General features: G+C 58.8%; 23 protein-coding genes and 2 pseudogenes. 15 read left to right on the top strand and 10 right to left on the bottom strand.

Translation table 11 applies throughout. The features are described 5' to 3' along the window. Positions 1 to 81: 81 nt before the first annotated feature. The 4 genes from B348_RS0119135 to B348_RS0119120 form a co-directional block, all read right to left on the bottom strand. Positions 82 to 2,523: a TonB-dependent siderophore receptor gene (locus tag B348_RS0119135; protein ID WP_017737687.1), complete on the bottom strand. Its 2,442-nt coding sequence runs from the start codon at positions 2,521 to 2,523 to the stop codon at positions 82 to 84. A 97-nt stretch (positions 2,524 to 2,620) separates the two neighbouring features. Then, on the bottom strand, positions 2,621 to 3,592 hold the full coding sequence (locus tag B348_RS0119130) for a FecR domain-containing protein (protein ID WP_017737686.1): 972 nt from the start codon (positions 3,590 to 3,592) through the stop codon (positions 2,621 to 2,623). Continuing rightward, the gene (locus B348_RS0119125; protein WP_017737685.1) at positions 3,589 to 4,104 is read right to left on the bottom strand and encodes a sigma-70 family RNA polymerase sigma factor; all 516 of its coding nucleotides are present in this window, start codon (positions 4,102 to 4,104) and stop codon (positions 3,589 to 3,591) included. Before B348_RS0119125 ends, B348_RS0119130 begins: the two co-directional genes overlap by 4 nt. Before the next feature lie 97 nt (positions 4,105 to 4,201). After that, a complete protein-coding gene (locus B348_RS0119120) occupies positions 4,202 to 4,822 on the bottom strand; it encodes a LysE family translocator (RefSeq protein WP_017737684.1) in 621 nt (206 codons plus the stop codon). A gap of 379 nt (positions 4,823 to 5,201) precedes the next feature. Between B348_RS0119120 and B348_RS0119115 the strand changes: the two genes are divergently transcribed. The 7 genes from B348_RS0119115 to B348_RS0119085 all read left to right on the top strand — a co-directional run bounded on the left by B348_RS0119115 (position 5,202) and on the right by B348_RS0119085 (position 11,722). Next, the gene (locus B348_RS0119115) at positions 5,202 to 6,443 is read left to right on the top strand and encodes a hypothetical protein (RefSeq protein WP_017737683.1); all 1,242 of its coding nucleotides are present in this window, start codon (positions 5,202 to 5,204) and stop codon (positions 6,441 to 6,443) included. 11 nt (positions 6,444 to 6,454) lie between these two features. Continuing rightward, complete coding sequence (locus B348_RS0119110; protein WP_017737682.1) at positions 6,455 to 6,772, top strand: hypothetical protein; 318 nt, start codon at positions 6,455 to 6,457, stop codon at positions 6,770 to 6,772. A gap of 228 nt (positions 6,773 to 7,000) precedes the next feature. Further along, positions 7,001 to 7,492, top strand: a complete 492-nt coding sequence (locus B348_RS0119105; RefSeq protein WP_017737681.1) for a MarR family winged helix-turn-helix transcriptional regulator — start codon at positions 7,001 to 7,003, stop codon at positions 7,490 to 7,492. Continuing rightward, entirely contained in the window at positions 7,482 to 8,693 is a 1,212-nt protein-coding gene (locus B348_RS0119100; protein WP_017737680.1) for an FAD-dependent monooxygenase, read from the top strand. The genes B348_RS0119105 and B348_RS0119100 overlap by 11 nt, the downstream gene beginning before the upstream one ends. Before the next feature lie 79 nt (positions 8,694 to 8,772). Next, on the top strand, positions 8,773 to 9,438 hold the full coding sequence (locus tag B348_RS0119095) for a TIGR02466 family protein (protein ID WP_017737679.1): 666 nt from the start codon (positions 8,773 to 8,775) through the stop codon (positions 9,436 to 9,438). 102 nt (positions 9,439 to 9,540) lie between these two features. Next, positions 9,541 to 10,596: an alpha/beta hydrolase gene (locus B348_RS0119090; protein WP_026136903.1), complete on the top strand. Its 1,056-nt coding sequence runs from the start codon at positions 9,541 to 9,543 to the stop codon at positions 10,594 to 10,596. Between the two features lie 10 nt (positions 10,597 to 10,606). After that, the gene (locus B348_RS0119085; protein ID WP_017737677.1) at positions 10,607 to 11,722 is read left to right on the top strand and encodes a carboxymuconolactone decarboxylase family protein; all 1,116 of its coding nucleotides are present in this window, start codon (positions 10,607 to 10,609) and stop codon (positions 11,720 to 11,722) included. Here the strand turns inward: B348_RS0119085 and B348_RS0119080 are convergent. Continuing rightward, entirely contained in the window at positions 11,719 to 12,612 is an 894-nt protein-coding gene (locus B348_RS0119080) for a LysR family transcriptional regulator (protein WP_017737676.1), read from the bottom strand. The genes B348_RS0119085 and B348_RS0119080 overlap by 4 nt on opposite strands. 130 nt (positions 12,613 to 12,742) lie before the next feature. Between B348_RS0119080 and B348_RS0119075 the strand changes: the two genes are divergently transcribed. Next, the gene (locus B348_RS0119075; protein WP_017737675.1) at positions 12,743 to 13,261 is read left to right on the top strand and encodes a GNAT family N-acetyltransferase; all 519 of its coding nucleotides are present in this window, start codon (positions 12,743 to 12,745) and stop codon (positions 13,259 to 13,261) included. Positions 13,262 to 13,464: 203 nt separating this feature from the next. Here B348_RS0119075 and B348_RS0119070 read toward each other — a convergent pair whose 3' ends face one another. Both B348_RS0119070 and B348_RS0119065 read right to left on the bottom strand, forming a co-directional pair. Then, positions 13,465 to 13,764: a hypothetical protein gene (locus tag B348_RS0119070; RefSeq protein ID WP_017737674.1), complete on the bottom strand. Its 300-nt coding sequence runs from the start codon at positions 13,762 to 13,764 to the stop codon at positions 13,465 to 13,467. An 11-nt stretch (positions 13,765 to 13,775) separates the two neighbouring features. Further along, positions 13,776 to 14,378 carry a hypothetical protein gene (locus B348_RS0119065; protein WP_017737673.1) on the bottom strand — a complete coding sequence of 201 codons (603 nt, stop codon included), beginning with the start codon at positions 14,376 to 14,378 and terminating at the stop codon, positions 13,776 to 13,778. 159 nt (positions 14,379 to 14,537) lie between these two features. Here B348_RS0119065 and fos point away from each other — a divergent pair, with 159 nt between their 5' ends. The 3 genes from fos to B348_RS0119050 all read left to right on the top strand — a co-directional run bounded on the left by fos (position 14,538) and on the right by B348_RS0119050 (position 16,029). After that, positions 14,538 to 14,948 (top strand): fosfomycin resistance glutathione transferase, encoded by a 411-nt coding sequence (gene fos, locus B348_RS0119060; RefSeq protein ID WP_026136902.1) that lies wholly within the window; start codon positions 14,538 to 14,540, stop codon positions 14,946 to 14,948. 160 nt (positions 14,949 to 15,108) lie between these two features. Continuing rightward, a complete protein-coding gene (locus tag B348_RS0119055; RefSeq protein WP_017737671.1) occupies positions 15,109 to 15,540 on the top strand; it encodes a VOC family protein in 432 nt (143 codons plus the stop codon). Between the two features lie 33 nt (positions 15,541 to 15,573). Continuing rightward, entirely contained in the window at positions 15,574 to 16,029 is a 456-nt protein-coding gene (locus tag B348_RS0119050; RefSeq protein WP_017737670.1) for a VOC family protein, read from the top strand. A gap of 125 nt (positions 16,030 to 16,154) precedes the next feature. Here B348_RS0119050 and B348_RS1000000131120 read toward each other — a convergent pair whose 3' ends face one another. Further along, entirely contained in the window at positions 16,155 to 16,388 is a 234-nt protein-coding gene (locus B348_RS1000000131120; protein WP_371105906.1) for a hypothetical protein, read from the bottom strand. 51 nt (positions 16,389 to 16,439) lie between these two features. Here B348_RS1000000131120 and B348_RS0119040 point away from each other — a divergent pair, with 51 nt between their 5' ends. The 3 genes from B348_RS0119040 (at position 16,440) to B348_RS0119025 (ending at position 19,604) form a co-directional block, all read left to right on the top strand. After that, the gene (locus B348_RS0119040; protein WP_017737668.1) at positions 16,440 to 16,826 is read left to right on the top strand and encodes a hypothetical protein; all 387 of its coding nucleotides are present in this window, start codon (positions 16,440 to 16,442) and stop codon (positions 16,824 to 16,826) included. A gap of 760 nt (positions 16,827 to 17,586) precedes the next feature. Continuing rightward, positions 17,587 to 18,147 (top strand): hypothetical protein, encoded by a 561-nt coding sequence (locus B348_RS0119030; protein WP_017737666.1) that lies wholly within the window; start codon positions 17,587 to 17,589, stop codon positions 18,145 to 18,147. A gap of 242 nt (positions 18,148 to 18,389) precedes the next feature. After that, positions 18,390 to 19,604 carry an aldose 1-epimerase family protein gene (locus B348_RS0119025; protein WP_017737665.1) on the top strand — a complete coding sequence of 405 codons (1,215 nt, stop codon included), beginning with the start codon at positions 18,390 to 18,392 and terminating at the stop codon, positions 19,602 to 19,604. Positions 19,605 to 19,676: 72 nt separating this feature from the next. Here the strand turns inward: B348_RS0119025 and B348_RS1000000131990 are convergent. Next, a pseudogene (locus B348_RS1000000131990) lies at positions 19,677 to 19,754 on the bottom strand (hypothetical protein); the annotation flags it as partial. A 49-nt stretch (positions 19,755 to 19,803) separates the two neighbouring features. Here B348_RS1000000131990 and B348_RS01000000130125 point away from each other — a divergent pair. Further along, positions 19,804 to 20,284: pseudogene (locus tag B348_RS01000000130125) on the top strand (GNAT family N-acetyltransferase). A 222-nt stretch (positions 20,285 to 20,506) separates the two neighbouring features. Here the strand turns inward: B348_RS01000000130125 and B348_RS0119015 are convergent. Beyond that, the gene (locus tag B348_RS0119015) at positions 20,507 to 21,118 is read right to left on the bottom strand and encodes a TetR/AcrR family transcriptional regulator (protein ID WP_017737663.1); all 612 of its coding nucleotides are present in this window, start codon (positions 21,116 to 21,118) and stop codon (positions 20,507 to 20,509) included. Between the last annotated feature and the right edge of the window lie 40 nt (positions 21,119 to 21,158).

Here is a 21,158-nt window from a genome sequence, read left to right as displayed (position 1 = left end):
AAGCTCCGCGTTGACCTCGTTCGCCCACATCGTCCCAGGCTCTGCCGCAGCAGGATCGATGTGTCGAACGCTTGCATCCCGTCAGAAACTGTACTTAGCCGTGACCGTAAAGTTACGCGGGTCGCCGTACACATCATACGGGCTCCACGTGGAGTTGCTGGCAATCCCCTGATAGTACTTTTTGTCGAACACGTTGTTGATGTTCAGCTGGGTGTCCAGGTGTTTATTGACCTGATACCCGGCCATCAGTCCCACCAAGGCATAGGCCTCTTGCTCGATCTGGAAGTTGCCGAACACATTGCGGCCCTTGTTGTAGGTGCTGCTCTGGCTGTAGAGGTTGGCGCCGATCCGCCAGCGGTTCAGCTCGCCTTGCAGGCGATAGGTGGTGCTGGCCTTGAACATGTGGCGCGGTACGTCAGTGTCGAACAGGGTGCCTTCCTTGGCGGCGTCGGCATCTTTTTCGTACTTGGCCTGGGCGAAGGTGTAGCCGGCGCCCACCTGCCAGTTCGGGGTCAGTGCGCCGTTGATCTCCAGCTCCACGCCCTGGCTGCGCACTTTGCCCGCGGCCTCGTAGCAACCGTAGGCGCCGACCGGGATGAATGTGCAGGTTCTGGCGTCCGCCACTTCTGCCGCCCGGTTGAGCTGGTCGATCTGGAACACCGAGGCACTGGCATTCAGTGCGCCGCCAAAGTATTCGCCCTTGATGCCCACTTCGTAGTTTTCCCCGGTGATGGGCTTGATCCCGCCACCTTCGCCGTTCTTTTCGGTCTGGGGCTGGAAGATGTCGGTGTAGCTGGCGTACACCGAGTGGTTGTCGTCCAGGTCGTAGATGACACCGGCGTAACGGGTGAGGTGACGTACCTCGCGGGTTTTGCCCGAGGTGTAGTACTGGTCGTTGATCTGGTCATAGATCGAGGTCGCGTCGTACCAGTCCAGGCGGGCGCCAAGGATGACTTTGAGCGGGTCGGCGAGGTTCCAGCGGGTGGTGACGTAGAGCCCTTCCTGATCGACCTTCTCGCTGAGGGTGTAGACGTCCGGCACGCTCGGCCGCGCCAGGCCACCGGGGTTGAAGCGGTTGATGTCGATGTTGTCGACGAACACCGTGCCGCCGACGGCCTCGGTCTTGAGTTGGCGCTTGCTGGCGCCCACCACCAGTTCATGCTGACGGCCGAGGAGGGCGAAGGGTCCGCTGGCGAAGAAGTCGTAGGTGGACTGGTCGAAGTCACGGCCCTGGTTGAACACGCGTTGGCGGTAGGTGGCGTCGTTGTTGCGCTCCAGTACGGCGCCCATCATCTTGAACTCGGACCAGTTTTTCGACGCGCCCAGGTGCAGGCGCCAGTCGTTGTCGAAGCGCTGGTCGAGCTCGGCGAACAGGGTCTTGTTGTCGATGTCCTGGTGCGACCAGCTGTAGCCGAAGGTCTTTGAGCGTGAAAAGCCCATGTGGCTGCCATTGGGGCTCACCGGCAAGCCGCCCCAGTTGATGTTGTTATTGTCGTTCTGCTCGGAGGCACCGAGGGTCAGGGTGATGCTGTCGCTCAGGTCGTACTCGCTGACGCCGTAGAACACGCCGCGTTCGCGGCCGGCGTAATCCTGATAGCTGTCCTTGTCGTGGTAGGCACCGACAAAACGGCCGCGCAGGGTGCCGCTGTCGTTGACCGGGCCGCTGACGTCCAGCTCGCTGCGATAGTTGTCCCAGCTGCCGGCGCTGGCGGTGATGCTCGCCTGGAAAACCTGGGTGGGACGCTTGCGCACCATGTTGATGGCGGCCGAGGGGTTGCCGGCGCCTTGCATCATGCCGGTGGCGCCGCGCACCACTTCGACACGGTCGTAGGGGGCGAGGTCGGCGGTGGCGACCCAGTCAGCGTTGTAGGTGGTGGGCAGGCCGTCGAACATCAGGTTGGTGATGGGGAAACCACGGGCAAAGAACTCGCTATTGGCCGGGCGTGCGGCGGCCAGGCGCAGCCCGGGGGTGGCCTGGACCACATCGTCGAGGCTGCGCATGCCTTGGTCGTCCATGCGTTGACGGGTAATCACGGTGACCGACTGCGGCGTTTCCCGTAGGGACAATGGCAGCTTGGTTGCGGTCTGCATGGCGCCGGTGGTGTAGGAGCTGCTGTTTTCGGTCGTAGCCCCGAGGTTCAGGCCGCTGATGTTGGTGGCGCCCAACTCAAGCGCCCCGGAATCGCCGCCGCGCGGTACCAGCAGGTAGTTGCCGCTGGCACTGCGCATAACGCTCAGGTTGCTGTCATTCAACAGGCGGCTGAGACCTTCGTGTACGTCGTAGTCCCCGCGCAGTGCCGGCGCGCGCTTGCCTTGCACCAGCGCCGGGTCGAAGGGCAAGGTGATCCCGGCCGCCTGGGCGAAACTGTTGAGCGACTCCTCCAGTGGACCGGCGGCCAATTCGTAATGACGACTGTCCGCCTGCGCGGCCTGCACCGCAACGCTGGCCAGTAGGATGCCCTGGAGGGCAAGTGCAAGGGCACTGCGTGACAGCGACCGAGGGGAAATCAAAGCAGAGGACATGAACGACGAGCTCCTTTCGAATAACAGGGGGTATGTCCTGTTTGTCGAAGGACGGGGCAAAACCCGTAAATCTTTTTGCGATTATTTCTCGTCTGGCTCAACGGGCGATCACGCGGGTCCAGAGCGGCGTAAAGCGTTCGACACGTACCGGTAGCGAATCGCTCAGGGCGCTCAACGCGCGGTCGATGTCATCCAGCTGGAAGACCCCCGACACCTCCAGTTGCGCGATGGCGGGATCGCAGCGCAACCAGCCGTGACGGTAACGCGCCAATTCGGCGGTCAGGTCGCCCAGGCGCATGCGCTTGGCTACCAGTTGCCCGCGGGTCCAGGCGCTGGCGTTGAGGGTGCTGGCCTCGACGCGTTGGCTGCCGTCGAGATTGATCAGGTATTCCTCACCGGCGGCAATCAGGATCGGATCGCCCTTGCTGTGAATGGCCACCACGCCGTCCTCGACCCGAACCCGGGTGCCGTGTTCTTCATCACGCACGCCGAAGGCGGTGCCGATGGCCTGCAGCCGCGCGTGCCGGGTGCTGACCCAGAAACTGCGACGCCCATCAGGTGCGGCGCCGTCCTTGCCGGTATCGACAAATATTTCACCGCGCCGCAGGTTGATCAGCCGGCGCTGGGCAGTGAATTCGACGTCGACTGAACTGGCGGTGTTCAGTTGCAGGCGCGTGCCATCCTGCAGCAGGAACTGACGCCGTTCGCCCACCCCGGTGGCATAGTCCGCGCCCCAGGGCAGCTGCGTGCTGTCACGCAGTTGCCAGCCGGCGGCCCCGGTGATGAGCAATCCCATCCCCAGCAATTTGAGCGCGTGGCGCCGGCTGTGATGGCCGCTGTGCAAGCGCTCCAACGTATCCAGCGCCACTGTGCCCGGCAGCGCGCCCAGCCCTTGGAAGGCCGCGTCGCTTTTTTGCAGCGCTTGCCAGGCGGTTTCATGCAGCGCTTCGGCTTGGCGCCAATCCAGGCAGGCTGCCAGCACTTGAGGGTTTGAACCGGAGGATTCGATCCGCACCAGCCAACCGATGGCTTGGTCCAGTACGTTATCGGGCAGGGGATGTGCGCTCATCGCTGAGCCAGATAGCAATGGCGAATGGCACAGGCCATGTACTTCTCCACCGACCCGAGGCTCACGGCCAGGCGCACGGCGATTTCCTTGTAGCTGAGGCCCTCCAGGCGCGACAGCAGAAAGGCCATGCGCACCTTGGGGCGCAGGCCATCGAGCAACGCGTCCACGCGTGCCAGGGTTTCCAGCAGGATCAACTGTGATTCCGGCGACGGCACCTCAGCCTCCGGCAGATGAGCAATGGCCTCAAGATAAGCCCGCTCGACCCGCTGCCGGCGCACCTGATCCACCAACAAGCCATGGGCCACCGTACTCAACCAGGCCCGTGGCTGGCGCAACTCCTGCAACCGCTCCGGCTTGCCGAGGATGTGTACAAACGTATCCTGGGCCAGGTCGGCGGCGCTGTCACCGTGGTGCAGCCGCCTGCGCAACCAGCCCAGCAACCAGGCGTGATGATCGATGTACAGCGCGCGAATATCGGCGTGCGGGGCTGGGGGCGTGGATGACGACGACACAGAAAGCCTCTGCAAGAACACAGTGCATTTGAGAATTCATCGCATCCTAGTGTTTGTCAGCCGTCGTCAGCAAGTAAAGACTGCGTTTATTCCTGGCTTATGCCCGTCGCGCCATCAACAACACCGTCGCCGCCGCCGACAACAACCCCGCGCAACACCGATTGAATATCCGCTTGCCACGCGGTTCGGCAAACCAGCGGCGCATGTGCAGGCCCATATAGGCGTAGGCGCTGATGGCGATCCATTCCAGCATCAGGAACATCGCGCCCAGCAGGGCGAATTGCGGGGTGATGGGCTGGCCCGGGACGACGAATTGCGGGAGGAAGGCGGTGAAGATGAGGATGGCTTTCGGATTGCCCGCCGCCACCAAAAATTCCTGCCGTGCCAACGCCCACAAGCCTGCCTTGCCTGTCGTCGCTTCCGATTCCCCCTGCGGATTCGCCCGCCACAACTGGAACGCCAGGTAAAACAGGTACGCCGCTCCCAGGATCTTGATCCCGTAGAACAACAACTCCGAAGTTTGCAGCACCACCGCGAGGCCGGCAGAAGCGAGGGCGATCATGCCGGCGAAGGCCAGCAGGCGGCCGATACCGGCCAGGCAGGAGGTGCGGTAGCCGTAGCGGGTCGAGTTGCTGACGGACAATAGGTTGTTGGGGCCGGGCGCCATGTTCAGGGCGAAGCAGGCGGGGAGGAAAAGGGCGAGGGTGGCGAGGTCCATGGCGGCTCCGGGTTCGCGTGGGCGGGGAGGCTGAAGAGTAAAGGGCGCAAGGTGCCTGGGCAATCCGAAATGCCAGTCAGTCAACGGGGAACACTGTAGTTGTGGCGAGGGAGCTTGCTCCCGTTGGACTGCGCAGCAGGCCCAGCCTTTTTACACGAAGTGTAAAAAATACAAGTACGTTTGGATTGGCTCTGTGAGTAAAAAGTACGCAATCGACAAGCTGCGAATATTATTTTTAATAACAGGCAGCAAAACCAAAATGCCTGAGCTATATATATTTTATCTCGCTAACGCATAGCCGTTTTGACGTAGCTAACGTCTGGATTGCTGGCGCAGATCATGATGATCTTTGTGTGTCCAGACGGCGTAGGAGATAGGCATGATGCTTAAAACTAAAGGAATTTTAGTTGTTGTCAGTTGCGCACTCGCGTCATGCGGAATAATGGCGCCAAAAAACTCACTCGAGCGTGTGGCGAAAGATTGGAGCATGACCGTGCGTGCAAGTCAGGTGATGCCGGTCTATCCATTGGATGAAGATCTGCGACCTGGCGATGTATTTATATCGAAAAACGATATAGCCAGCGAAATCGAGACCTGGGAGTCAAAGGGTTTTTTGCCGCTGATCAATCGCTACGACAGGATTGCTATAGCGCAAGCCGAGTACGACAACCTGTATGCCAATGGATTTGCAACAACAGAGGCAGCCTCTTTTCATCGGGCGCCGAATACGGCGTTCCCGAGTTATACGTTCTCCGTGGATAAACGCGGGGCACTTGGGTTGGCTATTCCACTTAATTCAGTCCCCGTTGCACTTTCAGTGGCCGGCGCGCAAAGCGCAACGGGGTCTGTTGTATTCAAGGGCGCCTCCAATCAAGGGCTTACCGATAAAGCGATGAATCGGCTCATAGGGAAATGGGCAACGGATAATAAAAGTGATCTTGGTACGCTCGCGAAAGGCAACCCGGGCCCGACGATTCTTAGGGTAATCAGTCGCGTGTACAGCATTAAAGGCGCCACCGTGTCGTTGACGTTCGCTGATACCTCAGGCACTGACGTGCGGGCCGGGGCAGAGGTCAATGCGCCGGAACTGTTGAGCGCGTCTGAAGAGTCCTACAAGGCATTGATTACCCAGCTCAACAAGCAGATCGAATTGAAGAAAGGCGCGGTAGTGCCTGATACCCCGGCGGTGCCGGCTGCAGGAGAGGCGGAAAGTAGCGATTCTGATATTGCAGCGTTGCAGGCAGATATAGCGACGCTTAATAAGTTAAGAACTCAGCAGCAATTGGGCAATATCAGACGACAGATGGCCAACCTGGAGTCTGAGCAGAAATATGGCGGATATGTGCTGCCCGGTGCTTCGTTCAAGTTGGCATCACGCACTGCGCGTGGTGTGACAATGGATGAGACCTTTCCCAAACCCTTGGCCATCGGCTATCTGGCCCGGGAGTACTTGATACTTCCAAGTGGGGCGATCCAGGAAGTGGGTAGTGTTGAAGAGTTGATTGAAAATCCTGCGTTGTATAAGAGCATGCGTCAGAGAGCCACCGAACTGTCGAGAAGAGTGCCAGTCACGCCTCCATCAGACTCCGGTGCCCAAGCCAGCCCGTTCCCCAAAAAATAAGGAGACAAATCATGATTTTTGGACAAGACAAAGATGTTGTATGCGATCTCATCTCTTTAACAGCAGCGAGTGAGGATTATGCTTTTTTTGAATCGTTGATCGCGGCAGGAGAAGCCCGTCACTGGGAATCGAAAGTGTTCTGGGGTGATCCGGATCAAACGCATAAAGTGCTGGTGCTTTGCAGGACGGTGGGCACGGCTCGAAAGATTAAAGTATTGACTGATATTTCTATGGATTTATTGGACTTGAGAAAAGAGCAGGCGAATAACGCAGGTTATACATTTTTTACGACGGAGGTGGGAGAGCGGAATGTAATGGTTTACTACTGATATGCCGTTTGATCTCTGGGAATACTCGTGAGCCCACAGAGGTCGTGTGTATGTAGAGGGTATGTTTGCGCGGGTGCATAAAGCCTGTCACCACCGCTTGTGAAGAAGGTTTAAGCGCCTGCTCGGAGGAAGTTTTTCATTGATGTGCTCAAGGTGCTTGATCAGGGTAGCTAAGGAAGCTAGCTATGTGCTAATTTCGCGCTTCCCCAAACGACCAGAGCCCCACCCATGAAGTCCCCCCAATCCTCAGCCGAGGACCCACGCACCCTGCAGATCGCCAGCGATCCCGTCGGCCAGCAGTTGCAACAGATCGCCATCCTGACGCGCAAATCCGCCGGCCACCTGGGCGCGGCGCTGGGTATCAACCAGACCGACATGGCGGCGCTGGAGCACCTGATCACCGACGGCCCGCTGCCGCCGACCGAGCTGGCCGCGCGCCTCTCGGTGACCACCGCAGGCATCACCCAGGTCATCGACCGGCTGGAGCGTGCGGGGCATGTGGTGCGCGAGCGGCAGCTGGAGGACAAGCGTCGGGTGCTGGTGTGTCCACAGCCCGCATCGGTGGTGCAGGCGTATCGGCATATTGCGCCGATGCTCAGTGGGCTGAGCCGCGTACTTGGCGCGCTGGAAGGCCAGGACCGCGCGGTGGTCGAGGCGTTTCTCGGGCAGGTGATCGAGGTCTACCGCAACACGTTGGCGGGGAGCGGTCATGACCGCTAAAACGGTATTGATCAGCGGCGCGAGCATCGCCGGCCCCGCGTTGGCGTATTGGCTGGCCCGGCAGGGCATGGACGTCACGGTGGTCGAGAAGGCGCCGGCGTTTCGTGATGGCGGGCAAACCATCGACGTGCGCGGGGCCGGGCGGGTGGTGGTGCAACGTATGGGGTTGGAGGCGCTGATTCGGGCCAATAGCACCCAGGAGCAAGGCATCGCCTTTGTTGACCAGGGCAACCGGACCAAGGCGTTCATTGGTGTAAATGCCTTCGACGGTGACGGCCCGATCGCCGAACTGGAGATCCTGCGCGGTGAACTTGCCAAGCTGTTGATCCAGCAGAGCGAGGATCGGGTCACGTACCGCTTCGGTGACAGCATCAACGCCCTGGAAGACGATGGCGACCATGTCCACGTGCGCTTCGAGCAGCGCGTCGAGCAGGTTTACGACCTGGTCATCATTGCCGAAGGGATTGGTTCCGCGACGCGCAATCAAGTGTTCGGCAACGACGTCGAGCGCCGCTCCCTGGATCTCTACACCGCGTATTTCACCGTGCCGCGCGAGGCCAGCGATGGCCAGGTGATGCGCTGGCACAACCTGCCCGGTGGCCGTTGTATCTGCTTGCGCCCGGACAACCTGGGCACGACACGCGCCTTCTTGTCGTTCCAGCAAGCGCCCAGCGGCTATGAAAAGCTCCCAAGGGACGCCCAAGTCGCGTTGCTCAAGCGCCTGTTCGCCGACGCCGGCTGGGAGGCGCCCCGCGTACTCGCCGCGCTGGAACACGCCAGCGATCTTTATCTGGACGCGGTGGGTCAGGTCAAAATGCCGCGCTGGTCCAAGGGCCGCATTGCGTTGGTCGGGGACGCCGCCTACTGCGCATCGCCCATCAGCGGCATGGGGACCAGCCTGGGGCTGTGCGGCGCCTACGTACTCGCCGGTGAACTCGGGCGTCACGCCGATCACCGCCAAGCGTTTGCGGCCTATGAAAAACTCATGCGCCCTTACGTCAAGCAGGCGCAAAGCGTCCCCAGGTTCGCCCCTCGGCTGGCATCGCCGCACTCGCGCGCGGGCATTGCCCTCGGCCACGCGGTGTTGAGGCTGGCCACCGCGTCGGGGTTCAAAACCCTGTTCGGCAAGCTCCTGTCGCCGAAAGCCGACGCCATTGAGTTGCCGTGTTATGACGAGGCCCGTATTACTAAAATCCCCTAGACCTTAACAAAGGATTACATCGCTAAAGGCGTTCGCCCCGTATGGTCTATGCCTCCTGGCACAACCTGGCGAACAGCCCATGCAACCCAGCAGCACGCGTGTAAATCCTGACCTCATCAACATCCGCCGGCTCTTCGCCACGCCCTTGGCGAGCCTCCAGCACCCCGACGCAGAATGGCTCAACGCTGAGCTGAAGACGCTCATCACCACGCGCATGGCGCAGGACCTCTGCGGCACCCACCGCAGCAACGATGGCGGTTGGCAATCCGCCCACGATTTCGCGCAGTGGGGCGGGGAAGCCTGCGATGCATTGGTGGCCTTTGCCAGAGACTTCGCCAGCCAACTGACCGCCGTTCACCACGAACCCTACGGTTTCACCGAGCCGGCGTTCGAATGGACGCTCAACGCCTGGGCCAACGTGAATGAGGCCGGCCACAGCAACGCCTTGCATGGCCATCCTGGCGCATTCTGGTCCGGCGTTTACTGGGTCGATGCAGGCGGGCGGGAAGAGGACGCAAGCGTCGGCGGCGACCTGGAGTTCATCGACCCACGGGGGATGGTGGCCTCGACCTACAACCCCGCGCTGCGCATGCGCGTCGAAGATTGCCTGACGGCGGGGTTCAGCAGCACCTGCTCGGCCACCAGCGGCACCTTCGTGATGTTCCCCTCCTGGCTGATGCATGCCGTACGGCGGTTTGAAGGGACGCGGCCACGGATGTCCATCGCGTTCAACTTTGGCGTATGAATGGGTTTATGTGATTTTGGTATCAGTGCTATGTGATTTAGCCGGTTTATCCATCAATGCGTGAACGGTAGTTTGCTCTTCAAGCCAATACGGAGCACTGACCTGATGCGCACCCCACTGAAAAGCACCTTCATGGCCGCGATGATCGGCATGTCCGGCGCCGAACTGCAGGCAGCGGACTACAAGCAAAACCCCTTCACCCTGACGTACGCCGGTGCGCTGACAAAAAACCAGCCCGGCAAGGTCAACATCCACCCGGTGAGCTACAAGCTCAATGGCCTCGACATCGCCGCCAACGTCTACACCCCGGCGAACTATGACGCGACGCACAAATACCCGGTGGTGGTCGTCGCCCACCCCAATGGCGGCGTAAAAGAGCAGGTCGCCGGCCTGTATGCCCAGCGCATGGCTGACCAGGGCTACATCACGATCACCGCCGATGCGGCTTATCAAGGTGCCAGTGGTGGCGAGCCGCGTAACGTCGACAAGCCGGCCCATCGCATTGAAGACATCCACGGCATGGCCGACTTTATCGCCCACTATCCCGGCGCCGACGCCACGCGCCTGGGCTTGCTGGGGATCTGCGGCGGCGGCGGGTATTCCCTGGCGGCGGCGCACACCGACAAGCGCTTCGCCGCGATTGCCACGGTGAGCATGTTCAACTCTGGCCTGGTGCGCCGTAATGGCTACCAGGACTCGCAAGTCGCGACGATCCAGGAGCGCCTGCAACAAGCGTCCGCTGCCCGCGCACAAGAAGCCGCTGGCGGCGCGGTGGTGTACACCGGCGACGTCAAGCTGACCGATGAACAAATCGCCAAGCTGCCGTTCGACCTGTATCGCCAGGGCTTTGAGTATTACGGCAAGACGCACGCGCACCCCAATTCCACCTTCAAATACACCCTGAGCAGTCTGCTGGACCTGATGAGTTTCGATGCCACCGACCAGATCGAACTGATCGACAAGCCGCTGCTGATGATCGCCGGCAGCAAGGCCGACAGCCTCTACATGACCGAGCAGGCGTTTGCCAAGGCCACGGGCACCCAGGACAAGCAGCTGTTCAAGATCGACGGTGCCACGCACATCGAAACCTACTGGGTGCCCGCGTATGTGGACAGCGCCATCGCCCAATTGACGGCGTTCTACGCCCGCACACTTTGAGGGGTTCAGCATGAAAAGCACGCTTTTAGGCATTGCACTGTGCGCCACGGCGCCGTTTGCCGCAGGCGCCGAGAGTGGCGGCGAATCACAGCAGATCCGCCGCGCCCATAGCCAGGCGCCGATGGTGGGGCCAGAGGATTATTTTTCCGGGCAGGTGCGGGTGGATCCGCTGTTTCCCGCGTCTGACGAGGTCAATGCGTCCGGTGCCTACGTCAGCTTTGAAGCGGGCGCACGCTCGGCCTGGCACACCCACCCGGCGGGCCAGCGCCTGGTGGTGATGTCGGGTGTCGGCTTGACACAGGAGTGGGGCAAGCCGGTGCAGCGCATCCTGCCGGGGGATGTGATCGTCTGCCCGCCGGGCGTCAAGCACTGGCATGGTGCTGCGCCGAACAGCGCGATGATGCACCTCGCGGTGACCGGATCGGTTGACGGTAAAAACGTCGAGTGGCTGGAAAAAGTCAGCGATGCGGAGTACCTCAAACCGTTGCCCAAACCGGCCATCGGCAGTGCGCTCTCAGCCAGGCAACAGGCCATCCCGCTGATTGCCGCCGCGATGGCAACCAGCAATCTGCCTGGCTTGAACGCGGCGTTGAACCAGGGCCTGAACGCCGGCCTGACGATCAGCGAAGCCAAGGAAATCCTTGTGCAGCTGTACGCCTACACCGGCTTCCCCCGCAGCCTCAACGCCCTCGGCGAGCTGATGCGCGTGGTGGAAGCGCGCAGGCAAGGCGGTATCAAAGATGAGCAAGGACGAGAGCCCATCGCGCTGATTCCCGTCGGCGAACCGTTGCTGATCCTCGGCAAAGCCAACCAGACCAAAATCGCCGGCGCCCCGGTCCAAGGGCCGCTGTTCGAGTTCGCCCCGGTGATCAATCAATACCTGCAAGCGCACTTGTTCGGCGACATCTTCGCGCGGGACAACCTCGACTGGCAGAGCCGCGAGCTGGCGACCGTCGCCGCGTTGGCCGTCACCCCTGGCGTCGAGCCGCAGCTGCGCTCACATATCGCGGCGAGTTTGCGGGTGGGCCTGAGTGACGCGCAATTGCGTGAAGTGGCGCAGTTATTGGCCGAGCAAGGTGATGTCGCCGCTGCCCAGCGCACCACCGAGGCGCTCGATCAGCACTAACCGTGATAGCGCAGGGTGTCACGCACCAGGGTAAACGCCGGCGAGCTTTGGCGCCGGCTCGGGTAATACAGGTGGTAGCCCGAAAACGGTTCACACCAGTCCTCCAACACCCGCACCAAGCGGCCCTGCGCCACATGCTCCAGCACCAGGTTCTCCGGCATGTACGCCAACCCCAAGCCCTGGAGCACCGCCTCCAGGCGCATGGCGATGGTGTTGAACACCAACTGGCCTTCGACCCGCACGTTTAACGTCTGGCCGGCCTTCTCGAATTCCCACGCATACAGTCCACCGTGAGTCGGCATGCGCAAGGTGATGCAGTTGTGCGCCATCAGCTCGTTAGGGATCAGCGGCACCGGATACCGCGCAAAATACGCCGGCGACCCCACCACCGCCATGCGCATATCCGGGCCGATGCGCATGGCGATCATGTCCTTGGCCACCTGCTCACCGAGGCGCACCCCCGCATCAAACCCTTGCGCGACGATATCGGTGAAACCGTAATCCACGATGATCTCGATATTCAGGTCAGGATGATCCGGCAGCAGCTTGCCGAGCATCGGATGCAACACCGAAATCGCCGCATGTTCCCCGGCTGTGATCCGCAGCTTTCCGGCGGGTTTGTCACGGTACTTGCTGAGAGAGGCCAGCTCGCTGTCGATCTCCTCGAAGCACGGCGCGATCACCTGCAACAGATGCTCCCCGGCCTGGGTCGCCGACACACTGCGGGTGGTGCGCGCCAGCAGGCGTACGCCCAGGCGTTCTTCCAACTGGCGCATCGCGCGACTCAACGCGGGTTGCGACATGCCGAGGCGGGCGGCCGCGCGGGTAAAGCTGCGCTCCTGGGCGACGATGGAGAAGATGGCCAGTTGGTCGTAACGATCGGCGGTCATTGATACGGCTCTGGTATGAATGGAGCCTGATTATGCCACCGGAGCGTATTTCTGTAGTGAACGGGTTTTGTCACGTAAGGGCGGCAGACTGGCTCCACCTGCATTTCATACCCGAAGAAGGACGCCTTCGATGATCCGTACCGCATTGCCCTCCGACGCCAACGCCATTGCCCACGTGCATATCCGCAGCTGGCAAGCCGCCTATCGCGACCTGATGCCGGCCGACTACCTGCACTCGCTGGGCGCGACCCTGGCGCGGCGAGAAGCGTTCTGGAGCCGCTCGATTGAGTCGGGTGAGTCCAACGTAGTGGTCGCTGAGGCGGGCGGGCAGGTGGTTGGCTGGATATGCATCGGCGCCGGTCGTGATGAAGATGCCGTCGTCGGGGAGAGTGGTGAGGTCATGGCTCTCTACGTGCTGGCCGAGCACTGGCACACGGGTGTGGGGCTGGTCTTGTGGCAAGCCGGCGTGCAGCAGTTGAGCGCGCAGGGTTTTCAGCGGTTGACGCTGTGGGTGTTGGCGGGGAATGAACGGGCTATCCGGTTTTATCGCAGGGCAGGGTGTGTTGAGGAGGCGGGGAGTGAGCGCACGCTGGAGAGAGGCGGAGTTACCTTGTTGGAGGTGAGGTACCAGTTGCCGCTATCCCGCTAAATGTCGCTGATACAACACACTCCACCTGTGGGAGCGGGCTGTCAGTTTATACAGATGCAGCTGACCCACCGCCATCGCAGGCAAGCCAGCTCCCACATTTTTGAGCGGTGCAAACCTGATCTGGCCTGCAAACCCCAATCCCCTGTGGGAGCGGGCTTGCCCGCGATAGCGGTGGACCAGTGAAAGAAAAACCAAGGCATGAATTATTTTCGGCCATCGCCAAGCATTCCCACCAACTCAGCCGCCAGGCCAGCCGCTTCTTGTCGATAGTCTTTGTCCCAGGCACCTGACCAATCATCTGGCCTTCCCTCATCGTCCCATTGCGCCAACGCCAACCCGTTGATGATCTCCAGCTCGAACCAGACACGCTGCCACGCGGCGGCGTCCTGGACCAACGCAGTGTCCTGCCACAGGAACTCTGTTTGCGCGACAAAAGCCGACCATGCAAACAGATCTTCTGATGCTCGTAAGCCGAGCGTTAGCCAGTAATTCCTGTCACCCACTGCACAACTCCTTATAAAACGTCCACGCCCGGATAAAGCTCCGCAGGTGGATGGTAATCGGGATCCTCGAAGCGGCTATTGCCGTAATGGGTTTTCGCCGTGGGCCCTTCGCCCTTGTACGTCACCTGCGGGTTTGGCGTGAGATGCCAGCCGTCTCCGTCCTTGTCGCGCTCGATCAGCGACGGGTACAGCGTACAGCTGCCAGCCGAACCGGAAGTCAGCCGGAACTGGTAAAAGCGCCCAGCCTGGGGCGTGAACTTCGCCGTGACAGAGCAGGATTGCGTGCGCGCGCCCTCCCAGAACATGCCCACGTGCGTTTCAATACCGGGTCTTACCCGCGTTTCGTAATAGTCCGACGTGAGCTTCTGCCCGGCCTTGGGCATTCCCTCATCCTGCGTAACGGTGAACGGCAGCGGCCCACTGCGAATGACGCCACCCGAACGTCTGCCGTTTTCGTACTGGTACAGATCGGCATGCTGCGTGAAGTTGACGATGCGTATCCAGGCCGGGTTGGGCTCGTTTGCAGGTGCCGTGAAGTAATCGGTGTGGGGGAAATACTGGCAGCCGGCGAAAAACGGCAGGGCCAGCAGGCAAAGGGCAGGGCGGATCGACATGGAGCGTGTCCTTTTGCGGAGTCGGGGTAGAGACCACAAGAAAGGACGCGCATTGCAAGACCGGTAAAATTTCGCCAGGCCGCTCTTGGTCGATTGTATTGAAAAAGTCGGTGTTGATACTCTCACCGGTTCTAATGGATTGGTACCGGGTAAATGCTCATGTTGATTGGCCTGAATCATCTTACGTTGGCGGTTGTGGACCTCTCCCGCAGTATCGAGTTTTACCTGGCTCTTCCCGGCTTTAAATTGGCCGCTCGTTGGGAGGCCGGCGCTTATCTTTCGTTAGGTGATCTCTGGCTTTGTCTGTCCCTCGATGAGAACCGAGTGTCGGAGCAACAGCCTGATTACACCCATTACGCGTTTTCAGTGGCGCAGGACGATTTTGAAGCAGTCACCGCTTGCTTGCGGCGTCTTGACGTTACCGAGTGGAAATCCAATTCGAGCGAAGGCAGCTCGTTTTATTTTGCAGATCCCGACGGGCATCGCCTGGAAGTGCATGTCGGCAACCTGGCTTCCCGAATTGAACAATGCCGACGCCAGCCGTATGCCGGTATGGAGTTCTTCGATTGATCTTGTTGACAGAGTAGGCTGATACACCGCCCCCCAACTGTGGGAGCGGGCTTGCCCGCGATGGCGGTGGATCAGTCAAGCCTGTATCAAGACGCGTGTTGTAGGCTTGGCATGATCATGCCCGCTGCCCGAAAGACCTTTGTGAAATGGAAGTCATCTGATGTTCGAACGCAACAAACTGGTTCCAGAGTTAATGGTAACTAACCTGGAGAGCAGCCTGAATTTCTGGGTTTCTTGCCTGGGATTCAAAGTAGTTTATCAACGCCCGGAAGACGGATTTGCCTACCTTGATTCAAGCGGCGCTCAAGTCATGCTTGAGCAGATTGAGCCCAGCGCGGGCCAATGGCTTTCCGCGCCACTCGCCAAGCCGTTTGGCAGAGGTATCAACCTACAAATTGATGTTGAGGCTGTCGCACCGATCATGCAGAAACTAGAAGAGGCTGGATTTGCGCTGTACCTGGAATGCAAAGACACCTGGTATCGGGCGGAACATCTGGAAGTCGGCCAGCGCGAATTCATCGTTCAGGATCCTGATGGTTATCTCGTCAGGCTGGTAGAGCGGTTGGGCGAGCGACCGGTTTGCGCAATCTGATTAACACGCACGTCATTCAACAGGAGGGCGGCAATGGATCTGAAGTTCAGTCACGTAGATGTACTGGTTAACAATCTCGAAGAAGCCTGTGCCTACTACGCGCAGATCCTGAATGCCAGGATCTCCAAAAACCTCGTCTGGGAACGAGGTGGCCTGCACGTGCGCTACGCGATTGCGCTGATCGGTCAAGAGCGTTTCATGTTGGTCCAGCCATTGGCGGGAAACCTGAAGGAGCTGTTGGACTCCGCAGGAGAAGGGATGATTTATCGCCACTGCTATTCGACGCCGGATATCGAAAAGGCCTACGACGAACTGATGGCCGCCGGTGTTCAGCCAGAAGACGAAAACGGAAAGCCATTGGCCCGCGCGAACCTGCAATCGCCGTCGGGGGGACGCATTATTTGGTTGCCTAAGCGCTTCGGGCACTTCTCTATCGAAATCCTCGAAGACAAAGCGCTAGAGGCATTTATAGAGACAGCGTTTTCTTGAGTATCTGATACAACACGATCCAACTGTGGGAGCGGGCTTGCCCGCGATGGCGGTGGATCAGCAACGCATATATCAAGACGCGCGTTACAAGTGCAGCGACCCGAATGCGCGTTGACTGGCTAAGGCTAGATCGCAGTGGGTAAAGGCGCTGCTTCCGCACCCGCAACCCCGGCACACAAGCGTTGACCGATAATATCCAGCAGATCACAACCATCGCGTAGCGGAATGGCCAGCAATTGTGCGAGGACGGCATCAGTTTCCAACTCGCTACGAAAGGCGATGTTGAACAGGAGAGTGATGACTGCTTTCGGCCAAAAGCAGACATTCAAACCGCTAGCCAAATACACTGTCGAGAAGATCGCATTCAAAAATTTTGGTGCAAGTGTGCAGCCAAGGAAAAGGGAGGATTCATGAGTCTTGATCTGTGCTTGGAAGCTGATAGTACGCTCACAATTTCGACGCTGAGCAAAGCACTTGCGAATGCTGGTGCTTGGGAAATAGAGGTCGCAGGAAATGGGCTATCCGCTGAATTTAACTCGGGACTTAAATTGAGTACCAATGACGTACTCGATGACCCTACGATTTATGCTGAGAATACAATGGGTATCGCCTTCCCTGTCGCGGTGCGTTGCACCATCAGAATTAAAGGGCCCGAACCAGAGGGGGAGTCGGCTATGGAAGATTTGGATAAAATCGCTCAGTCCATATTTCACTCGTGTTCGGCCTTCTTTCTTATTAGCTTTCAGTTCGAACAAACCTTGTACTGGCGGGATGCGACAGGGCTGCATCGTCCTTGAGGTAGGTGCCTGCGCGTCCTCTTTCAGACATTTCTGAATGGTGTTTTTTCGGACGAAAACGCCCCTGAATTGAGGAACTGCTTTTGGCCGGTAGCGGCCCTTTTAAACGCAGCCCCTAGGTCGATGGTACCCGCCGCAATCATCACAGTCAGCTCCTGCCAAGGCATTAATTGATGTAACAACTCTTCGCCATGTAACACGCGTAACACTGGTAGCACGGTTTTATTGGGGTAGCCCCTTAGCCCTTGTGGTATTGCTCCTTCAGCGAAGCGGGTGGGTCATGCTCTTGGCTTGGGTTCGATGGTGGGGACCCTGGAGGATGCTGACTTTAGCGTTACACGCAGGGGCAGCGTTACATCGGGGGTACGCTATGTCGCCCAACTGTGTAACAGGCATAAAAGCCAATGAAACCGGGCATTTGGTGAAGGGCGTTACACGCGTAACACCGGTTGCACCAGTTTTGGAGGGGGGCTGGATATGTGCTCTGATGCTGCCTTTCCAAATTGGCCCTACACCACATTGTTGGCCTCTAGGGTGGGTAATTGCACTCCATCTGACCGCCCATTTGCATTGCACTTGCCCAATCGTTCGCATCGGATTGGGGCAAAGAACGCATGGCGGTGGCCTTTTCTCTCTCCCGATGTGTCGCGCATACAGTCTGCCCTGATATGCTGATTCAGCAATCCGGCATGTAGATAAGATGCTATACGGCATTAAGTGACAGGAATGTCGGCTAATTGATAGTTAGGGAAAGTTGAGTATGCGTCGCTTAATAGCCAACGGATTTGTGTTTGTCAGCATTGCGATACTCTGTTCCGGCTGCACATCTTATTCGTCCCAGCCGACAATCAGCGAACCCGCTGAACCCGAAACACAAGAAATCATCTCCAGCTTCAGTTACGCAATAAACTCCCCATGGAAAGACAGTCGCTTCGGCAAGGACGCATACGCAGCGACACTCAAAGTCATTTCCGATGCACAGGATACGGGCTCCAGCCTCGCCGCTCCGACCCTGCCGGCATTAGAAATAAAGATCTCGGAGTTCTCATCTGGCGGCGCTTGCGGACAAGATTACTTGACGGGCCTGAGTCTGGGTTTGATCCCCAGTTGGTGTACGCGGACAAACCTTTTCAAGTTCGATTTTATATTGAATAAGGATCAGCGCTTTTGCAGGCAGAAAACCTACTCGATAAACTCCACGTCGTTTTCACATCTCACGATGATTCCGTTTGCACTATTCAATACGGACAATCAGCCATTGACGCTTTATCAGGCGGCGCTTAAAGATTTTCTTCGGATAGGTCAATGTGCGACGCGTTGAGAGGCATGTTGACAGGCTTTGTTTTGCGGTTACGGGGGGCTCATTTCGGGCGTTGGAACGCTCAGGTAGCGGCAGCTTTTGGCCGATTGCCGCCTTTCGCGAAGAGCATCCTAGGGTCGATTTTAGCCGGTCACAGCATGCAGAAATGGGCTATCAGCGACATCACCGTGTCAATCTTTTAGCTTGCTGAAACGTTTCATCGCGTTTATAAAAATGGCACAACTCCAAGAAAGGCTGCCGCCATGACCCCGCTCAAACTTTTTGTTGCCATCAGCGCACTGTCCGCCGCCTCCCACGCCATGGCCTGGGATTACGTTCTGCTCGACACTGACAAAGCCGCCCAGAGCTGGCAGATCACCAGTCAACAACTCGGAATAAAAACCGACAAACCCTTCAGCGTTACCATGCGCACCTTGCACGGCGGTCGGCAGGAGGGCGTCAGTATCGTCGACATCGATAACGGCACGATGAAACTCTCGGTAGTGCCGACTCGCGGAATGAACGTCTTGCAGGCCTCGGTTGGCAATGTACGCATGGGCTGGGATTCGCCGGTCAAGGAAGTGGTCAATCCGTCTTTTATCGAACTCAATGGCCGCGGTGGCCTGGGTTGGTTGGAAGGTTTCAATGAGCTGGTCACCCGCTGCGGATACGAATGGGTCGGCCACCCCGGCGTCGACAACGGCGAACTGCTGACCCTGCATGGTCGAGCCGCCAACATTCCTGCGAATAAAGTCACGCTGCATATCGATGAAAAACCACCGTACGCCATTACCCTGCGCGGCGAGCTGAAAGAGCAGGCGTTCAAGAAGGTCGACTTCTCGGTCGCGACCGAACTGGTGACCGAACCCGGCAGCGTCGTGTTCGCCCTCAACGACACCCTGACCAACAACGGCGACTATCCGAAGGAATACCAGGCGCTGTATCACAGCAACTTCAGCACCCCGTTCCTGGAGCAGGGCGCTCGTTTCGCCGCGCCGGTGAAACAGGTGTCGCCGTTCAACGACAAGGCCAAGGACGATCTGCCCGACTGGCAAACCTACCGCGCACCGACCAGGGACTACGACGAAACGGTGTACAACGTGGTGCCGTATGCCGATGCCAAAGGCGATACGTTGACCGTGTTGCATAACAAGGCCGGCAGCCTGGGCGTTGCGGTCGGCTTCAATACCCAGACACTGCCCGTGTTTTCCCTGTGGAAAAACACCGACACCGAAGGCCAGGGCTATGTCACAGGGCTGGAGCCTGGGACAAGTTTTTCCTACAACCGCCGTTATCAGCGGCCACTGAATCTAGTACCGACAATTGGGCCCAAGGAACACAAGCAGTTCCGCATCAGCTATAGCTTGTTGCCGGATAAGGCGGCGGTGGATAGAGCCTTGAAGCAGGTTGTCGAGATTCAGGCTGGGCGGGAGACTGAGGTGCGGCAGACGCCGTTGGTTGATCTGACCAAGGGGTGACACAGGCTGGAGCATCGTCTATGCGTTTATGAGGGACAGATTTATTTTTCAGAAATAAATCTGTCCTTTTTTTGATTCAATTTCCTCCATCCACCGCTTCAGCTTTGAACTGGTGAAATTGCGGTCGCGGTTGTTGACTGCCTTGAACCTATCAGGCTCTCTATACTGGCCTTCCAGGATGGTAAATAGAGCACAAAATATGCCCGCCGCACCCAATCAAAATTCTCCAGTCATTTTGGTCCTGGCTCAACAAGGCGACTTGGACAATCTTGTAGCTATTCGAATTGAGGCCATGCGCGAAAGTCTGGAGCGTGTTGGGCGATTTGATCCGGTGCGCGCGCGAGCGGTTTCTTAGCGGTTTTGAAGCCCGCAACACACACTACATCGAGGTATCTGGAGAGAGGGTTGGTTTTGTCGTGGTCAAGCATCACCCCAATGAACTTTTGCTCGACCACTTGTATGTGAGACCGAGCGCGCAAGGATCAGGAATAGGCTCTGCTGTACTCACACAGATTTTCAAAATGGCGGATGCAGCTGCGCTCTCTATTAAAGTGGGTGCTCTCAAAGAAAGCGCTTCGAATCGCTTTTATATCCGCCATGGCTTTCAGTTAGTCGAAAGCAGTGAGTTCGACAATTATTATGTTCGTCAGAGCGTTTCGGCGGTTGGCCCAGATTGCTAGCTGGATGTGATGCATCTCGACGTACTTTTTTTCACACTCTGAGTCGAAAACCGCCGGTCGCGAACGGCAACAGACAGCCAATCGGTCACTCCGCATGCCTACGAAGTCAGGGATGGTTCACGTGACGGCGAAAAATAAAAATTGTACGCCCGAAAGCCACATCCCCCCATGGAACTTTCTCAAAAATTGAGACAGCCTGCCCAAAGCAGGCCTTGCCAACGCTCAGGCAACCCCTTCCACCATCACCAACGCCCCCACCACCAACGCCTCCATCCCCCACGCCAACTCCACCTCCATCTCCGCTTCCTCCGTAGCCCGCGCCGTTTCCACCACCGGTTCCCGCTGCGTCACCGTATACACCGTGTCCGCCACCGCCATGCAGTGAAACGCCACCGTCGCCAGCAACCACCGCGCCTGTTCCTTGCTCACCCCAAACCCCTGCGCAATCAGCGCCTGGTGCCCATCAATCTTGGCCAGCATCGGCGCGGTCGCGGCCGCGCGGCGGATCACGTAGGGCGTCAGCCCCGGATGGGTTTTGACGAACTCGCGAACCGAGGTGGCAAACACGATCAGGTAGTCCTTCAACCCGCCATCGGCATCGCCGCAGTTCTGGGGGATCTGCCAGCGGGTGAAGATTTCTTCGGCGACCATGGCCTTGAGCGCTTCGAGGTTGGCCACGTGTTTGTACAGCGCCATATGGCTGACGCCCAACGCCGCCGCGAGGCCGACGAAGGTGATGTTGGGCAGGCCCATCTCGATGCCGGCGTCGACGATGCGTTCGCGGGTGATGCTCGGCGGGCGGCCGCGGGTGGCGGGTTTTTTTGCGGGTTCCATGGGGATTCCTTAATTGCTGAACACAAGGTTGTAGCTGTCT

The sequence above is a fragment of the Pseudomonas sp. CBZ-4 genome, from assembly GCF_000346755.1.
Taxonomy (GTDB): Bacteria; Pseudomonadota; Gammaproteobacteria; order Pseudomonadales; family Pseudomonadaceae; genus Aquipseudomonas.
The sequence above is the reverse complement of the archived record's forward strand: the minus strand, read 5'-3'. Positions and strand labels throughout refer to the sequence as shown.

What these genes read in the sequence shown, in the direction of transcription:
- B348_RS0119030 (WP_017737666.1), top strand. Translation starts at nt 17,587, where the DNA reads ATGCGTCGCTTAATAGCCAACGGATTTGTGTTTGTCAGCATTGCGATA.
- B348_RS0119115 (WP_017737683.1), top strand. Translation starts at nt 5,202, where the DNA reads ATGATGCTTAAAACTAAAGGAATTTTAGTTGTTGTCAGTTGCGCACTC.
- B348_RS0119100 (WP_017737680.1), top strand. Translation starts at nt 7,482, where the DNA reads ATGACCGCTAAAACGGTATTGATCAGCGGCGCGAGCATCGCCGGCCCC.
- fos (WP_026136902.1), top strand. Translation starts at nt 14,538, where the DNA reads ATGTTGATTGGCCTGAATCATCTTACGTTGGCGGTTGTGGACCTCTCC.
- B348_RS0119120 (WP_017737684.1), bottom strand. Translation starts at nt 4,822, where the DNA reads ATGGACCTCGCCACCCTCGCCCTTTTCCTCCCCGCCTGCTTCGCCCTG.
- B348_RS0119050 (WP_017737670.1), top strand. Translation starts at nt 15,574, where the DNA reads ATGGATCTGAAGTTCAGTCACGTAGATGTACTGGTTAACAATCTCGAA.
- B348_RS0119080 (WP_017737676.1), bottom strand. Translation starts at nt 12,612, where the DNA reads ATGACCGCCGATCGTTACGACCAACTGGCCATCTTCTCCATCGTCGCC.
- B348_RS0119040 (WP_017737668.1), top strand. Translation starts at nt 16,440, where the DNA reads ATGAGTCTTGATCTGTGCTTGGAAGCTGATAGTACGCTCACAATTTCG.
- B348_RS0119075 (WP_017737675.1), top strand. Translation starts at nt 12,743, where the DNA reads ATGATCCGTACCGCATTGCCCTCCGACGCCAACGCCATTGCCCACGTG.
- B348_RS0119110 (WP_017737682.1), top strand. Translation starts at nt 6,455, where the DNA reads ATGATTTTTGGACAAGACAAAGATGTTGTATGCGATCTCATCTCTTTA.
- B348_RS0119130 (WP_017737686.1), bottom strand. Translation starts at nt 3,592, where the DNA reads ATGAGCGCACATCCCCTGCCCGATAACGTACTGGACCAAGCCATCGGT.
- B348_RS0119065 (WP_017737673.1), bottom strand. Translation starts at nt 14,378, where the DNA reads ATGTCGATCCGCCCTGCCCTTTGCCTGCTGGCCCTGCCGTTTTTCGCC.
- B348_RS0119085 (WP_017737677.1), top strand. Translation starts at nt 10,607, where the DNA reads ATGAAAAGCACGCTTTTAGGCATTGCACTGTGCGCCACGGCGCCGTTT.
- B348_RS0119015 (WP_017737663.1), bottom strand. Translation starts at nt 21,118, where the DNA reads ATGGAACCCGCAAAAAAACCCGCCACCCGCGGCCGCCCGCCGAGCATC.
- B348_RS0119105 (WP_017737681.1), top strand. Translation starts at nt 7,001, where the DNA reads ATGAAGTCCCCCCAATCCTCAGCCGAGGACCCACGCACCCTGCAGATC.
- B348_RS0119025 (WP_017737665.1), top strand. Translation starts at nt 18,390, where the DNA reads ATGACCCCGCTCAAACTTTTTGTTGCCATCAGCGCACTGTCCGCCGCC.
- B348_RS0119095 (WP_017737679.1), top strand. Translation starts at nt 8,773, where the DNA reads ATGCAACCCAGCAGCACGCGTGTAAATCCTGACCTCATCAACATCCGC.
- B348_RS0119135 (WP_017737687.1), bottom strand. Translation starts at nt 2,523, where the DNA reads ATGTCCTCTGCTTTGATTTCCCCTCGGTCGCTGTCACGCAGTGCCCTT.
- B348_RS0119055 (WP_017737671.1), top strand. Translation starts at nt 15,109, where the DNA reads ATGTTCGAACGCAACAAACTGGTTCCAGAGTTAATGGTAACTAACCTG.